General features: G+C 65.6%; 11 protein-coding genes. 4 read left to right on the top strand and 7 right to left on the bottom strand.

From position 1 onward, the window contains the following. Positions 1-2 precede the first annotated feature (2 nt). The 3 genes from AAC014_RS16245 to AAC014_RS16235 all read left to right on the top strand — a co-directional run bounded on the left by AAC014_RS16245 (position 3) and on the right by AAC014_RS16235 (position 4,647). A complete protein-coding gene (locus AAC014_RS16245) occupies positions 3-1,208 on the top strand; it encodes a 2-oxo acid dehydrogenase subunit E2 (RefSeq protein WP_339710549.1) in 1,206 nt (401 codons plus the stop codon). 98 nt (positions 1,209-1,306) lie between these two features. Further along, a complete protein-coding gene (locus AAC014_RS16240; RefSeq protein ID WP_339710546.1) occupies positions 1,307-3,883 on the top strand; it encodes a TonB-dependent receptor in 2,577 nt (858 codons plus the stop codon). After that, positions 3,877-4,647: a hypothetical protein gene (locus AAC014_RS16235; RefSeq protein ID WP_339710544.1), complete on the top strand. Its 771-nt coding sequence runs from the start codon at positions 3,877-3,879 to the stop codon at positions 4,645-4,647. The genes AAC014_RS16240 and AAC014_RS16235 overlap by 7 nt, the downstream gene beginning before the upstream one ends. 3 nt (positions 4,648-4,650) lie before the next feature. Here the strand turns inward: AAC014_RS16235 and AAC014_RS16230 are convergent, their stop codons facing one another. From AAC014_RS16230 to AAC014_RS16215, 4 genes are read right to left on the bottom strand one after another with little or no spacing between them, the layout of a single operon-like run. Next, positions 4,651-6,141: an ATP-binding protein gene (locus tag AAC014_RS16230; protein ID WP_339710541.1), complete on the bottom strand. Its 1,491-nt coding sequence runs from the start codon at positions 6,139-6,141 to the stop codon at positions 4,651-4,653. Positions 6,142-6,188: 47 nt separating this feature from the next. Next, positions 6,189-7,586, bottom strand: coding sequence for an efflux transporter outer membrane subunit (locus tag AAC014_RS16225; RefSeq protein ID WP_339710538.1), 1,398 nt, complete (start codon positions 7,584-7,586; stop codon positions 6,189-6,191). Beyond that, positions 7,579-10,743 (bottom strand): efflux RND transporter permease subunit, encoded by a 3,165-nt coding sequence (locus AAC014_RS16220; RefSeq protein ID WP_339710535.1) that lies wholly within the window; start codon positions 10,741-10,743, stop codon positions 7,579-7,581. The genes AAC014_RS16225 and AAC014_RS16220 overlap by 8 nt, the downstream gene beginning before the upstream one ends. Then, positions 10,740-11,897 (bottom strand): efflux RND transporter periplasmic adaptor subunit, encoded by a 1,158-nt coding sequence (locus AAC014_RS16215; protein WP_339710532.1) that lies wholly within the window; start codon positions 11,895-11,897, stop codon positions 10,740-10,742. Before AAC014_RS16215 ends, AAC014_RS16220 begins: the two co-directional genes overlap by 4 nt. Positions 11,898-12,022: 125 nt before the next feature. Here AAC014_RS16215 and AAC014_RS16210 point away from each other — a divergent pair, with 125 nt between their 5' ends. Continuing rightward, the gene (locus AAC014_RS16210; protein ID WP_339710529.1) at positions 12,023-12,676 is read left to right on the top strand and encodes a TetR/AcrR family transcriptional regulator; all 654 of its coding nucleotides are present in this window, start codon (positions 12,023-12,025) and stop codon (positions 12,674-12,676) included. On the opposite strand, the gene AAC014_RS16205 is transcribed toward AAC014_RS16210, so the two are convergent. Genes AAC014_RS16205 through AAC014_RS16195 form a run of 3 tightly spaced genes read right to left on the bottom strand, consistent with a single transcriptional unit; the run spans position 12,673 to position 15,605 of the window. Next, the gene (locus tag AAC014_RS16205) at positions 12,673-13,716 is read right to left on the bottom strand and encodes an alpha/beta fold hydrolase (protein ID WP_339710526.1); all 1,044 of its coding nucleotides are present in this window, start codon (positions 13,714-13,716) and stop codon (positions 12,673-12,675) included. The genes AAC014_RS16210 and AAC014_RS16205 overlap by 4 nt on opposite strands. Positions 13,717-13,771: 55 nt before the next feature. Beyond that, positions 13,772-14,941 carry an iron-containing alcohol dehydrogenase gene (locus AAC014_RS16200; RefSeq protein WP_339710524.1) on the bottom strand — a complete coding sequence of 390 codons (1,170 nt, stop codon included), beginning with the start codon at positions 14,939-14,941 and terminating at the stop codon, positions 13,772-13,774. Between the two features lie 34 nt (positions 14,942-14,975). Then, a complete protein-coding gene (locus AAC014_RS16195) occupies positions 14,976-15,605 on the bottom strand; it encodes a phosphatase PAP2 family protein (protein WP_339710522.1) in 630 nt (209 codons plus the stop codon). Between the last annotated feature and the right edge of the window lies 1 nt (position 15,606).

Raw genomic sequence — 15,606 nt, 5'->3', positions numbered from 1 at the left:
CCATGATCGATATTCTCGTTCCCTACGAACAGGAGGGGACCAAGGCCATCGTGCGGAGCTGGCTCGTCAAGGTCGGCGAGGCGGTGAAGGAGAACGACCCGCTCGTGGAGTTGGAGACCGACAAGGTGACGCAGGAGGTGCCTGCGCCCGCCGACGGCATTCTCGGCGAAATCCTGCTCGATACCGATGCCGAGGCGACACCGGGCGCGCTGCTTGGGCGTCTGCGCCCGGCGGATTCCGCTGCGCCGCCGGCGCCCGAGACCGCCGCGCCCGTCGAAACGCCGAAAGCCGCGCCGACAAACGAACGCCCGGCGCCCGCCAACTGGCTGTCGCCTTCGGTCCGCCGCGCGGTTCAGGAGCATGACGTCGATCCCGCCAACCTCACCGGCACCGGACGCGGCGGGCGCATCACGCGGAATGACGTGGAACGCCACGTGGCGGAGCGCGCCGAAGCACCGGCGACCGCAGCGCCGAAAGCGTCTTCGCCGCAGCCCCCCGCCAAGAGCGGCGGCGTGACCAGCGTGCCGCACGACCGGATGCGGCTCGCGATCGCGCGCAACATGCTCGGCTCCGTCACCACCGCGCCGCATGTGACCGCCGTGTTCGAGTGCGACTTCTCCGCGATCATGGCGCACCGCAAGGCGCACAAGGATGCCTTCGCCGCCTCGGGCGCGAGCCTCACGTTCACCACCTATTTCATCGCCGCGTGCGTGGAGGCGATGCGCGCCGCGCCCGCGATCAACAGCCGCTGGTTCGACGACCGGCTGGACATCTACGACGACATCAACATCGGCGTCGGCACCGCGCTTGGCGACAAGGGATTGATCGTGCCGGTGGTGCACGGCGCGCAGGCGCTGTCGCTGCTCGGCATTGCGCAGCGCCTCACCGATCTCGTGACGCGCGCGCGCGACGGGAAGCTTTCAGGCGGCGATGTTTCGGGCGGCACGTTCACGATTTCGAACCACGGCGTTTCAGGCTCGCTGCTCGCCACGCCCATCATCATCAGCCAGCCGCAATCGGCGATCCTCGGCATCGGCAAAACCGAGAAGCGCGTGGTCGTGCGCGAGGTTGGCGGCGTCGATACGATCCAGATCCGGCCCATGGCCTATGTGTCGCTCACCATCGACCACCGCGTCGTCGACGGGCACCAGACGAACACGTGGCTGAGCCGCTTCGTGGACGTGCTGGAGAACTGGCCACAGTCGTAAGAAAAGCGGCATGAAGTCATAATCTTGTAACCGCAGCGACGCCGTTCCTTCGCAGAGCCGAACTACCCGCTCCCCGACATTCAGCCATCGGGGAAAAAATGCAAAAGTCGCTTCTCGTATCCGTCAGCCTTCTTGCCGTTCTTGGCGCGCACGCGGCGTCCGCCCAAGAGATGGTTGAAGAGGAAATTGTCATCACCGGCCAGCGCGCGCAGCAGCAGCGCTCGATCGAAGAGAAGCGCGAAGCGCTCGGCATCATGGACGTGGCCGCCGCCGACGAAATCGGCCAGCTTCCCGACAAGAACGTCGCCGAGGTGATCGAGCGCCTGCCCGGCGTCGGCGTGCAATACGACCAGGGCGAAGGCCGCTATGTCGCGGTGCGCGGCATTCCTTCGAGCCTCAACGGCTACACGCTGAACGGCTTCGAGATCGGCAACCCCGACGGCACGACGCGTTCACTCCCGCTCGACATCATGTCGGGCCAGTTGCTGAACCGGGTCGAAGTTTCGAAGGTGAAGACCGCCGACCTGATCGGCCAGGGCATCGGCGCCACGATCAACCTCGTGCCGCAGACGGCCTTCGATTTCGATAAACCCTTCACGCTCTCGGCAAATGCCCAGGTCGGTTATCAGGAACTCCGCAAGAGCGATCAGCCGATCCGCGGCGATATCACCATCGGCGGCCGCTTCGGTTCCGACGAACAATTCGGCATTCTGGTCGGGGCGAGCTATTCCGACCGGACATTTACGAGCTACGGCATTTATCCAGACAACTGGAACCCCGACGCCGTGGCGGTCTCCGGTGCGCCCGCGCGCGGCGCCGTGCCGACCAACATCAAGTATACAGACTATAGCCTGAAGCGCGAACGCATCGGCCTTTCCGGGTCGCTCGACTGGCGGGGTGAAAGCACCGAGCTTTACCTGCGCGGCATCTATTCGAAGTTCACCGAAGACGAATACCGCCAGCGCTTCCGGCTCGATTTCTCCAACATTACGTGGGATGCGAACGGCCTTACCGGCATGGCCGCGATGAGCGAGCAGCGTTCGGACCTTCGCCTGGAATATAAGGAGAAGTCGATCCTGGCGTTCATGGCGGGCGGCACCACCCGCTTCGGAGAAGACTGGACGATCGATTACGGCGCGGCACGCATCCACAATGAGGTGATCGAGCCGAACGAGCTGTGGCAATTCCGGGGTACGCCCACCGCCGACGCGAATGGCAAGCGGGTGGCGCTCGACTTCACCGATAAGCTCTACACGGCCGTGCCCGTGAACGGTTACCTCGCACCCTCCAGCATGGGTTTCCGCAGCTATACGGCACAGGACGAAAGCGGCGAGGAAGACACCTGGCAATTCCGCACCGATCTGAAGCGCAGCCTCGCGCTCGGCATGAACAGCTTCCTCAAGATCGGAGCCAACGTACGGCTGACCGACAAAAGCTTCGACGGCCAGAACGACAGCTACACGCGCGGAACTGCGCCCAACCGGTTCACGATGGATGGCCTCGCTGGTGAGGACGTGATCGTGAAGCCGGGCGGCGGACACAATTATCTCCTCAGCCCTGCAATCGATGCCGATCTGATCCGCGCATACACCGACGGCAAGCTCGGCGGCGCACAGTTCGTCCTCGACACGGCGACATCGCTGGCGAACGCGACGCTGAACGATTTCAGCCTCGATGAAGACGTCTATGCCGGCTATGCGATGGCGAACCTCGATTTCGGGGATATCGCCTTGACCGCCGGTATGCGCATTGAACGCACCAAGCTTTCCATCACCGGATTCCGCCTGGAAAACGATACGGATGTGGTGTCAACGAGCGGCAGCCGTTCCTACACGGATTTTCTGCCGAGCCTCGTTGTACGGATCACGCCGTCTGACGAAACCGTGTTTCGTATTGCCTATTCGCGCAGCGTCGGACGCCCGCAATATGCGGACCTCTCGCCCGGCGGCGAACTCACCTACGAACCCATCGGCGACGGAACGTTCGAAGGTGGCATCAGCCTCGGCAACCCGAACCTGAAGCCCTATATCGCCGACTCGCTGGACGCGACGGCGGAATGGTATTTCGCACCAGGCGGCCTCGTCTATGTCGGCGCGTTCGCGAAGTTCATCAAGAACCCGATCTTCACCGAAAGCTACACGCTGTTTGACACGAGCTTCGGTGGCCGCGATTTTGCAACACTCAGCTTCTCTCAGCAGCAGAATGCGGAAAAGGGTGACATTATCGGCCTCGAAGCCGCCTATCAGCAGCAATTCACTTTCCTGCCCGGCTTGCTCTCGGGCTTCGGCGTGAACCTCAACGTCGCATTGATCGATGGCAACCTGCGCAATCCGGGCCGTGGCAGCACCGACTTCCCGGAACAGTCCAAGCTGCTGTGGGGCGCCCAGCTCTTCTATCAGAAGGGTATTGTCGAGGCCTCGGTCGCGTATCACCACACCGGACGCGCGCTGCTCTCTGTCGCCGACGAAGCGTTCGCAGATGAGTACAACGACGACCTCCGCCGGCTCGATGCCAAGGTCGCATTCGACATCACGCCCAACGTGCGTGTCTTTGCGGAAGGCCAGAACCTGACCGACGAGCCGACCCGGCAGTATCAAGGCGGCGTCCGCAACTGGGTGATCCAGAACGAGCGTTATGGCCGCACCTTCAACGTGGGCGCATCGCTGCGGTGGTAAGCTCTGCGATCGTATTGGCGCTGCTGACCGCAGCAGCGCCGGTTACGCTGCAAATTCCGGCGGAGGAGGCGAACCAGGGTGTCGCCTCCGACGGGACGTATGTTTATGCGATCGATAACGATCGCATCGGCAAATACGAGATCGCCACGGGCAAGCGGGTTGCGGGGTGGCAGGGCGAGCGCGCGCTGTTCCCGCACATGAACAGCTGCACCGTGGTGAAGCACGAACTCGTGTGCGCGGCTTCGAACTATCCGGCCGTGCCGCAAACGAGCGCGGTCGAGATCTTCGATACGCGCTCCATGCGGCATGTCCGCAGCATCAGCCTCGGCTTTGGCCCCGGATCGCTGACGGTGATGGAGCGGCACGCGGGCAAGTGGTGGGCGGTGTTCGCAAACTATGACGGCAAGGGCGGCGAGCCTGGACGGGACCATCGCCATACCACGCTCGTGCGCATGGACGATGCTTTCCGGAAAGACGCCGCGTGGGTGTTTCCGCCGGAGATTCTCGCGCGCTTCGCGCCCAAAAGCTGTTCAGGCGCGAGTTGGGGTGCGGATGGCCGCCTCTACATCACGGGACACGACCATCCGGAGCTTTACGTGCTCGAACTGCCGGAGGCGGGATCGGTGCTGACACATGTTGCGACGATTCCGATCGCAACGCCCGGACAGGCTATCGACTGGGACCCGAAGCAGCCCCGCCGCCTGTGGTCGATCGCGCGCGATGAACGCACGATGGTGGCGAGCGAGATCGCTGCGCCCGAATAGGCTTCAGCCGCCAGCGAGCCGCCGCCGCGCGGCGCGCGGGCCGGATGTGACCGACGGGGCCGTCGCGCAGCCGAGCTGCGGGATGCTGATCGTGCGGTTACCGGAAAGATCGTTGCGACTGACGATGAGGCCGGTGCTTTCCATATAACCGAGCAGGCGGCGGACGCGGCCGAGCGAGCTTGTGCCGTAGACGGCAGCGATCGCCGTGTCTTCGGGACACGGCAGACGTTCGCGCGCCGCATGGGCGATGAGCAGAAACGCGCCGACCATCTCTGCGGGAAGCGTATCGGCGAGCGCCATTGCGTCGCGCCAGTCTTCATCCTCCGGGTTCGCGATCCCGGCGCGCGCGCAGGAAAGCCGGCGGCTGAACCCATCGAGATCGAGCGGCGGCGAGGCAAGCCCCGCCATGCGGCAGCGAACCTGAAAATCCTGAAAAAGCACGCTCGGGGTGCGGTGCTCGCTGCCCTCCTCCGCGAGCATGGCATCGAGCACATCCGCAATGATGGCGCTCACGGCCTCGGGATCGGGCGGCGGGCCTTCGGGCACGGGCGCGGCGGGGCGAAGCTCCTGCGCGACGCGGCGCAGCAGCGTTTCGGCGGGAACCGGCGTGCGCGGCGGCGGCGCGGGGAGCGGCGCATCCTCTGGCACGGGCGCGAAGATAAGACCCCTCACCTCCGCCGCATCGGTGGGAAGCGGCGCCAAAGACGGACCGCTGCCGCGCGCCTGCGTGCGCACAGCACCGATCTTCACCGGCACCGGACGCCGCGAGATCGCAGGCCCGAGCGCAAGGAACGACCCCCGATCGAGATCGCGGATCGCTTCGGCCTGCCGCCGCTCCATGCCGAGCAGATCGGCGGCGCGCGCCATGTCGATATCGAGGAAGGTGCGGCCCATCAGGAAATTCGACGCCTCGGCGGCGACGTTCTTGGCGAGCTTGGCGAGGCGCTGCGTGGCGATGACGCCGGCAAGCCCGCGCTTGCGGCCACGGCACATCAGGTTCGTCATCGCGGCAAGCGAGGTACGGCGGACATCGTCTGAAACGTCGCCTGCGCCGGCGGGCGCGAAGAGCTGCGCTTCGTCGACGACGACGAGCACGGGATACCACTGTTCGCGCGGGGCATCGAACAGGCCCGAAAGGAACGTGGCGGCGCAGCGCATTTGCGCCTCTACGTCCAGGTCTTCGAGGTTGAGCACGACCGACGCACGGTGTTCGCGCACGCGCGCCGCGAAATGGCCGATCTCTCTCTCGCCGTAATCCGCCGCCTCGATCACCGAATGGCCGAACGGTTCTGAAAGCGTAACGAAATCACCTTCAGGATCGATCACCACCTGCTGCACGCTTCCCGCGCTTTCTTCGAGCAGACGGCGCAGCAGGTGCGACTTGCCCGAGCCCGAGTTGCCCTGCACGAGCAGGCGGGTTGCAAGCAATTCCTGGAGGTCGATCGGCACGGGCTGCCCGGACCGATCGTTTCCGATATCAATGGTGACCGTCATGCCCTCTCTTTGGGAGAGGACACGCACCGCGTGCAAGCCCTGAAAGTCTAAGAACCGCCGCCTTCGACGAGCCCGCCGCCGAGCGCGACGTAGAGCGCGACGCGATTGTCGAGCACGGCGCGGTTCGCGGTGATCAGCGCCTGCTCGGCATCGAACAGGTTGCGTTCGGCATCCAGCACTTCGAGATAGCCGACGACGCCTTCGCGATACCGCGTGCGGGCGAGCTGCGCGATGTGCCGCTGGGCTTCGGTCGCGCGGAGCTGCGCGAGCATCTGCTCGGCAAGGAAGCGGCGGCCCGCGAGTGCATCGGCCACCTCGCGAAAGGCGATCTGGACGGTCTGCTCGTACTGGGCGACGGCGATGTCCTCGCGCGCCTCCGCAACGGTGAGATTGCCCTTGCGGCGGCCGAAATCGAAAATCGGCAGATTGAGCGCCGGGCCGACGCTCCAGTTGAAGCTGCCGTTATCGAAAAGCGAATCGAGCTCGCCCGATGCGAAGCCCAGCGTGCCGGTGAGCGAGATCGTCGGGAAGAACGCCGCGCGCGCCGCACCAATATTGGCGCGGGCGGCGCGGAGTGTTTCTTCCGCGGCGAGGATATCCGGCCGCAGCGTCAGGAGGTCCGACGGCAGACCGGCGGCGAGCCTCGGGAAGCCGTCCTGCTCGGCGAGTGCGAGGGGCGGCGCGGTTTCGGGAAGCGCCCCGCCGACCAGAACGGCGAGGAAGTTCGCGTTGCGGCTGCGCGAAAGGCGGAGCCCGGCAAGCTCGGTTTCGGCCTGTGTGAGCAGCGATTCGGCCTGCCGGAAATCGAGCGCGGAGGTGACGCCTGCGTCAAGGCGGCGCTGGGCGATGCGCACGCCGTCTTCACGGCTTTTCACCGTCGCTTCGGCGAGCGTGATGCGCTCCTCGGTCTCGCGCAGCGCGAACCACGTTGTCGCGACGTCGCGGACGAGGCTGAGCCGGAACGCGCGTTCGGCCTGTACCGTGGAGAGATATTGCGCCCGCGCCGCTTCTGAAAGGTTGCGGACGCGGCCCCAGAAATCGAGTTCGAACGCCGAAACGCCGACACCGACGGAGAAGCGGTCCTGCTCCGCCACGGTCGCACCCGTTGGCGTGAAAACCTGCCCTCGGCTCCGCGTGGCCTCGCCGCTCGCAGCGAGGGTCGGGAGGCGATCGGCACGCTGGATGCGATAGAGCCCGCGCGCTTCTTCGATGCGGGCGATCGAAACGGCGAGGTCGCGGTTGCGCTCCAGCGCGGCGTCGATCAGCGTGCGGAGCGCCGGATCGGCGAAGAAATCGCGCCAGCCGATGGTTTCCGCGCGCGCACCATCCGCCGGGTCCGGGGACAGCGGATAGGCGGACGCAGTCGGCAGTGCCGGGCGCTCGTGTGTTGGCGCCATCTGGCACGCGGACACGAGCAGCGCGGAGAGGAGCAGAAGCTTACGCATCGGGCGTCTCCACGTGACGCAGCTCGCCGGGCGCGGGCGGGCGTTTGCGGCTGATCCAGCGGCGCACCGCATAATAGAACAGCGGAATGAGGAAGATGCCGATGAGCGTCGCGGTGATCATGCCGCCCATCACGCCGGTGCCGACCGCGCGCCGGCTCGCCGCGCCCGCGCCGCTCGCGATGAACAGCGGGAACATGCCGCCGATGAACGCCATCGACGTCATGATGATGGGCCTGAGGCGGAGCTTCACGGCTTCCATCGTTGCTTCGAGCGGCGACTTGCCCTTCGCTTCCTCCTCGATCGCGAACTCGACGATGAGGATCGCGTTCTTCGCGGCGAGGCCGATGATGGTGACAAGGCCGACGTTGAAATAGATGTCCGCCGAAAGCCCGCGCATCGCCGTCAGCAGCACCGAGCCGAGCACGCCGAGCGGCACGATGAGCAGCACCGACACGGGCACCGCCCAGCTTTCGTAGAGCGCTGCGAGAAGCAGATAGACGACGACAAGCGACAGGCCGAGCAGCAGGCCGATCTGACCCGCCGACTGCTTCTCCTCGTAGGAGATGCCGGTCCATTCGTAGGCGAAGCCTTCTGGAAGCTGCGCGGCGAGCTGCTCCATTTCCGCCATCGCCTCACCCGTCGAACGCCCCGGCGCGGCCGCGCCGGAGATCGTCATCGATGGATAGCCGTTGTAGCGCTGGAGCTGCTGCGGGCCCGCTGTCCATTCCACCTGCGTAAAGGCCCCGAACGGCACCATGTCGCCCGATGCACTGCGCACCTTGAGATCAAGCACGTCCTGCGGGGTCATGCGGAAGGGCGCGTCGGCCTGCAGGAGCACCTGCAGAACGCGGCCATCGCGGGTGAAATCGTTCGCGTAGGCACTGCCGAACGAAATCGCGAGCGTATCATTCACATCGCCGATCGAAAGCCCGAGCGCGCGCGCCTTGATGCGATCGATGAGCACGCGAAGCTGGGGCGCTTCGGGTTGTCCATCAGGCCGTACGCCCGACAGCACCGGGCTTTGCGAGGCCAAACCCAAAAGCTGCCCCTGCGCGGCGGTAAGCGCCTTGTGCCCGTGACCACCGCGATCCTGCAGCTTGAACGTGAAACCGCCGGCTGTGCCGAGTTCCTGAATTGAGGGCGGATTGAGCGCGAACACCATCGCCTGCTTGATCTGCATGAAGGCGCCCATGGCCCGGCCGACGATTGCATCCGCCTTGTTCTCGACGCCCTTGCGCTCGGCCCACGGTTTCAGGTTCACGAAGATGATCGCGTTGCCCTGTCCCTGACCGAAAAAGCTGAACCCGCGCACGACGAAGACGTTCTGCACCTGCGGCTGCGAGGCATAGAACGCCTTCACCTGAACAATCGCTTCCTCGGTGCGCTCACGGGTCGCACCGGCGGGCGCCTGAATCACGGTGATGATGCTGCCCTGATCTTCCGTGGGCAGGAAGCCGCCGGGAAGCCGCGTGAACATGATCGCGGTAAGGCCAAAGAGCAGCACGAACACCGCGAGCCAGCGCAGCGGCCGCGACAGAACCTTGCCGACCGCACCCTGATAACGATCCGTCGACCGGGAGAACCAGGCGTTGAACCGATCGAAGAAACCGCCCGTGACCCGCGCGAACCGGCCTTCCCGTTCCTTGACCTCAGTGTGCGGCTTCAGGAACGTGGCGCAGAGCGCGGGTGTCAGTGTCAACGCCAGCAGCGCGGAGAAGCCGATGGAAACGATCAGCGTCACCGAAAACTGGCGATAAATCTGTCCGGTCGAGCCCGGAAAAAACGCCATCGGAATGAACACCGCCATCAGCACGAGCGTGATGCCGATGATCGCCGAGGTGATCTGGCTCATCGCCTTCACCGTCGCCTCGTATGGCGACAGCTTTTCCTCGACCATGATGCGCTCGACATTTTCGATGACGACGATGGCATCGTCGACGAGGATGCCGATGGCGAGCACCATGCCGAACAGCGACAGCACGTTGATCGAAAAGCCGAACAGCCAGAGGCCGAGACAGGCGCCGGCGAGCGCGATCGGAACGACAATCGTGGGAATGAGCGTCGCCCGCCAGTTCTGAAGGAACAGGAACATCACGAGGAAGACGAGCACCATCGCCTCCGCGAGCGCCTTCACGACCTCCTCGATCGAGACATTGATGAACGGCGTCGTGTCGTAGGGAATCGACCACGTGATGTCGGAGGGGAAGCTGCGCTCCAGCTCTTTCATGCGCGCATTGACGCCCTGTGCCGTGGCGAGCGCATTCGCGCCGGGCGTCATCTGCACGGCGATGCCGGCCACCGGATTTCCGTTCAGTTCGGAATCGAAGAGATAGCTCTGCGCGCCGAGTTCGACGCGTGCCACATCCTTGAGGCGTACGGCCGAGCCATCCGGGTTCGCGCGCAGGATGATCGCCGCGAACTGTTCGGGATTGGTGAAACGGCTTTGCGTGATGATCGTGGCGTTGAGCTCGCTTCCATTCGCCAGCGGCCGGTCGCCGAGTGCACCGCCCGGCGACTGGCTGTTCTGCTCGCGCACTGCCGCGAGCGCTTCGGCGGCCGAAAGGCGGTAGTTCGCAAGCTTCTGCGGATCGAGCCAGATACGCATCGCGTAGGGCGGCGTGAACACCTGCACCTCGCCGACGCCCGACACGCGGCGCAGTTCATCGACGACGCGGCTGTTGGCGAAATTGCCGAGATCAAGCGCGGCGGTTTGACCACTCTTCGATTGCAGCCCAACAATCAGCAGGAAGCCGGTGTTCGCCTCGGCAACGGAAATGCCTTGGCGGCGCACCTCTTCGGGGAGCCGTTGTTCGACGCGGCGCAGGCGATTCTGCACCTCCATCTGGGCTTCGTTGATATCGGTGCCGGTGCTGAAGGTGACGTGAATTTCCGCCGTGCCGTTCGAGAGGCTGGTCGACGACATGTAGAGGAAGCCCTCGACGCCGTTCAGCTGCTGCTCGATCACCTGCGTGACGTTCTGTTCGAGCACCGCGGCGTCGGCGCCGGGATAAGTAAGCTGGATCGTGAGCGACGGCGGCGCGACCGACGGATACTGCTCGACCGGCAAGCCGCGCAGCGCCAGCACGCCCGCAAGCGTGATACAGAGCGCGAGCACCCACGAGAAGACGGGGCGATCGATGAAAAAACGCGGGGTCATTTGACGCCGGCAGCCTTCTCTGCAGCCTTTTTCGGCGCAGCCCCGGCGATGCGAACGGGCTGGCCGGGACGGACACCCTGAAGCCCGCTCACTACGACACGGTCGCCGCTGTGAAGGCCCTCGTCGATCACCCAGCTTTTGCCCTGAAGCCGGCCGAGCTTCACGGGGCGCACCTCGGCAACGTCCTTGGCGCCGACCACGTAGACGCTCCCGCCGTCTTCAGCGACGGTGACCGCGCGCTGCGGCACAAGGATGCCGTTCGCCCGCGTTCCGGCGCCGATCTGCGCGCGCACGAACTGGCCGGGCAGCAATATCCGCCGGGGGTTCGGGAACTCGGCACGCAGCGCGGCGGTGCCTGTCGCCTCGTCTATCGAGAGGTCGAGGAAGTCGATATGGCCGGTCTGCTCGTACGCCGTGCCGTCCTCAAGAATCAGCGTCACGTCCCAGCGGCCAAGCTCCGGGATGTGCAGCTTGCCGCCCGCGATGTCGCGGCGGATCGCGAGCAGATCGGAACTCGACTGGGAGAAGTTCACGTAGATCGAATCGATCTGCTCGATCGTGGTGAGCAGCGTGCCCTGCGACGCGCTGACGAGCGCGCCCTCGGTGACCTGCGCCCGCCCCGCGCGGCCTGCGATCGGCGCCCGAACGGTGGCGTAGCCGAGGTTGAGCCGGGCCGACGCGACCTGCGCGCGCGCCTGATCGACATCGGCCTGCGCCGTGCCGAGGCGCGCCTTCGCCGCATCATATTCCTGCTTGCTGATCGCCTGACCAGCGATCAGCCCCTCGTAGCGCTGCAGATCCTGCGCCGCGTTCGCCGACGTCGCCTGCGCGCGGGCGAGCGATGCCTGCGCGGCATTCAGCGCAGCGGTCATCTCGCGCGGATCGATGGCGAACAGCGCCTGCCCCGCCTTCACGTCCGTACCCTCGTCGAACAGGCGGCGTTCGATGATGCCGTCCACGCGCGCGCGCACCTCGGCGGTTCGGATCGCCTGCACGCGGCCCGGCAGCTCGATGACGTTCGCGATCGGCTGCGGCCGGACCGTGACGACCTCGACCTCGGGTGGCGGCGGCGCGGGCGGCGCATCATCCGCGCAGGCGGAAAGCCACGCGCAGGCGGCGAGTGCCGCCGCTGCCAGCCATCGGTTGTTACGCATGAAAACTCCGTCGCGGGGGATGAATCGGGACACTGTCGGCACCGCCCTTGCCAAGGCCTGTAGTGTAACGTACATTACAGGTCAACAAACAAAGATAAGATCAAAATGGGGGACGCCAGAATAGCATGAACGCAGAGGCAGAACAGCTAGACGCACCGCGCTTGACTCAGGACGAGCGCCGCACCGCCCGGCGGCAGGCTATTCTCGACGCGGCAGAGGCCTTGTTCCTTGAATACGGCTATCCTTCCGTCAGCCTGAGCACGATCGTGCAGCGCTCCGGCGGTTCGCTCGCCACGATCTACCAGATGTTCGGCAACAAGCAGGGCCTGTTACGCGCCGTGGTTGACCGCAGCAACGACGAAAGCCTCAAGGATCTGGATACGCTGCTGGCCAGCGGATTGCCGCCACGGCGCATCCTCGAAGAGTTCGCGATCCGTTATCTCGCTTTTGCAACAAATCCGCGCAAGATCGCCGTCATGCGCCTCGTGATCACGGAAAGCCTTACCGATCCCGATTTCGGCGAGGCGTTCGATAACGACATGCAGATGAAATACGTCGCCCATATCGCGACCCTCTTCGAAAACTGGAACGCGCGCGGCCTCGCGCAAGTCGACCGTCCGCAGCAGGCCGCAGACCTTTACCTCGCCATACTGCTCGGCAATCTGCCGATCCGGTTCATGCTGGGCAGGCTGGTTGAAGAACCCTCGCGCGAGGACACGATCTGGCGCCTCTCCGGGTTTCTCGATCGCTTTGGAATGAAGGATGAGGCCGGCGCTTAACGCGCAGGCCCCATCCAGCGGTTGAACCAGGCAACGATGCGCTTCAGCGCGTCATCGCGCTCAGGCGTCGCACCCTTCATGAACACGTGGCCGCCGGGCGCCTCGTCGTAAATCCTGGCCTCGTGGACCTTGCCGTTCGCCTTCAGCGCATCGATGAGCCGGCCGGTATGGATCGTATGCGGCACGATCTTGTCGCCGCTGGTGGCGAGCACGAGCACGGGCGCCTCGATCTTGTCGACGAAGTTGATCGGCGACACGTTGATGTAGGCAGGCAGGTTCTCGTGCGGGAGCTTGCCCTTGAAGCTCGGGTTGGTCTCCGCGATTTCCTTGCGGCGGTAGTCCGGCTTGTAGGACATGTAGGCCACGAAATCGGTGAGCCCGACGATATCGACCGCCGCCTTGAACTGCTTGGGCGCGCGCTCGATGGCGAGCAGCGTCACCATGCCGCCACGGCTCTGACCGAGGATGCCGATGCGGCCGCCGTCGATATCCGGGCGCGTCGCAGCGTAGCGCGCCGCCGCGAGCACATCGGCGACATCGGTGTTGCCGTAATCGTTCTGGTAGATCGCGTCTCCGTAGCCGCGGCTGCCGCGATATTCCGGGAACAGCACGACATAACCCGCCTCCACCACCGCTTCGATGAGCGGAAACCATGACGGCTCCAGCCGCTCGTGGAAGCCGCCGTGCACCATAACAACGGCGGGACGGCGCGCATTCGACGCCTTGACCGGCATGAAAACGTGCGTCGGGATGAGCTCCCCGTCGCTGTTCACATACTCGGTCGAGAGCCGGATGCGGTCCGAATAGTCGAGCCGAAACTGGGTCAGGATCGCGAGCTGCTGGTTGACGTAAATCTCTTGCTGAAGGTGCTTCAGCAGCGCCGCAGGGTCGTCCGTGCCTGTGTTGGTGAAGCTGTCGAGCGCGCCTTCGCGCGCGTCCGCCGAGCGCGCAAAATTGTTCGCGGCGCCCTTTCCGGCAGCAGGGGTTTCCGGAGCCGTCGACGCGGCCAGCGATGCGATGAGAGCCGTAACAAGCAGCATAATCTTCCCCCTTATGCCCCTTGTGCCCGCCATAGCTGACGCCACCCTGTCGCGTTCAGGCGCCTTCCCAGACACGGGCGTAGAGCGCAGCCACCTCCGCTTCGTCGGGAACGCGCGGGTTGTTCGCGGGTGAGCCCGAGGCGAGCGCCTGTGCGCACATCAGCGGCACGAGATCGTTCCAGCGCGCCTCATCGATGCCCCACGCGGCGGGCGACGGCACGTCGAGATCGCGATTGAGGGCCGAGAGTTCTTCCAGCAGGCGTGCGACCGCCGATTGATCGCCCTCCCCCTCCTCCGCGACGCCTATGGCGCGCGCGCAGTCCGCATAGCGCCCCATCGCGGCAGGCGCAGACCACGCCGTGACGGCGGGGAGCAGCATGGCGTTCGAAAGCCCGTGCGGCACATGGAAATGCGCGCCGATCGGTCGGCTCATGCCGTGCACGAGCGCGACCGAGCTGTTCGAGAAGGCGATGCCGCCCTGCATCGCGCCGAGCATCATCGCCTCCCGCGCCGGACGATCGCCGGGGTCGGCGCAGACGCGGCGGATGTTGGGCGCAATGAGCCGCATCGCCGACAGTGCCATGCCGTCGCTGAACGGGTTGGCCTTTCGGGACACATAGGCCTCGATCGCGTGCGTGAGCGAATCGATGCCCGTGTCGGCGGTAAGCCGCCGCGGCTTGCCGAGCGTCAGTTCGTAATCGACGAGCGCCGCGACGGGCAGATAGGCAAGGCCCGCGCAGAGCATCTTCTCGTCGGTTTCGCCGTCGGTGACGATCGTGAAGCGCGTCGCCTCCGAGCCTGTGCCCGCCGTCGTGGGAATCGCGATCACCGGCAGGCCCGGCGCATCCTGCACGTGCGGCACCTTGTAGTCTGCCATCGCGCCGCCGTGGACGGCGAGCATGGCGATCGCCTTGGCGCTATCGAGCGGGCTACCGCCGCCGAAGCCGACGACGCAGTCGTGGTCGCCCGCCTTCAGGAACGCGAGACCCGCCTCGATCGAGGCGACGGTGGGGTCCGGCACCGTTTCGGTGAAGACGCGCGCCGTGATCCCGGCGGCGTGCAGCCCGTCCAGCAGCCGCTCGACCATGCCCTGCCCGGCGAGGAAGGCATCGGTGACGACGAGCGGCCGCGACACGCCGAGCACGCCGAGCACCTCGGCAAGCTGCTGTGCGGCGCCGCCGCCGATCCGCAGGATGCGGGGGAGTGCGATGCTGGCAACCGTCAACGGATCATCTCCTCCCGGATCATCGGCGACCAGCCTAGCCCTTTCGCGGTGGCGAGGCCAAGGGGATCGCCGCACCGGACTGCAGGCGATCGCGGATGCACAGCGCCGCAAGCACCCATGCCAAGCCAAAGGCCCAGCCGCCGAGCACATCGGAGGGCCAGTGCACGCCGAGCATCACGCGGCTGATCCCGACACATCCGGCAAACGCGACCGCGAGACCCACCGCAGACCGCGACCTTGAAAGCACGACCGCGAGAACCAGAAATGTGACGAGGCTGTTCGCGGCATGGCCGCTCGGAAACGAGGCCGAACTGACATCCACCAAATGAGCGACGTCCGGTCGCTCCCGCGCGAAAAAGTGCTTCTGAGCCGCCGCGGCAAGGCGGGCACCCGCAACGACAAGAAACAGGAATAGCGCCTCTCGACGACGCTGCCGAAGCCAGAGCCAGATCACCGCGCTTGCAGTCGCTGCCGTAAGCGCAATCCAACCGCCGAGCTCGGTCACGACGCGTGCAGCGGTCGCGAGACCCGGTATTTGCCCTGCATGAAGCGCCGCAAGCAGCGCCGCATCGGCGCTCGACGCAGGGCCGCCGAAATGCGCTGCGGCGGCCCACAGGAGCGCGGCCGCGCCGATCAACGCGATGCGGCCGCGGCTCCCTGGCACG

It is taken from the genome of uncultured Sphingosinicella sp., from assembly GCF_963974575.1.
GTDB lineage: Bacteria > Pseudomonadota > Alphaproteobacteria > Sphingomonadales > Sphingomonadaceae > Sphingosinicella.
This window is presented reverse-complemented; position numbering and strand designations above follow the sequence as displayed.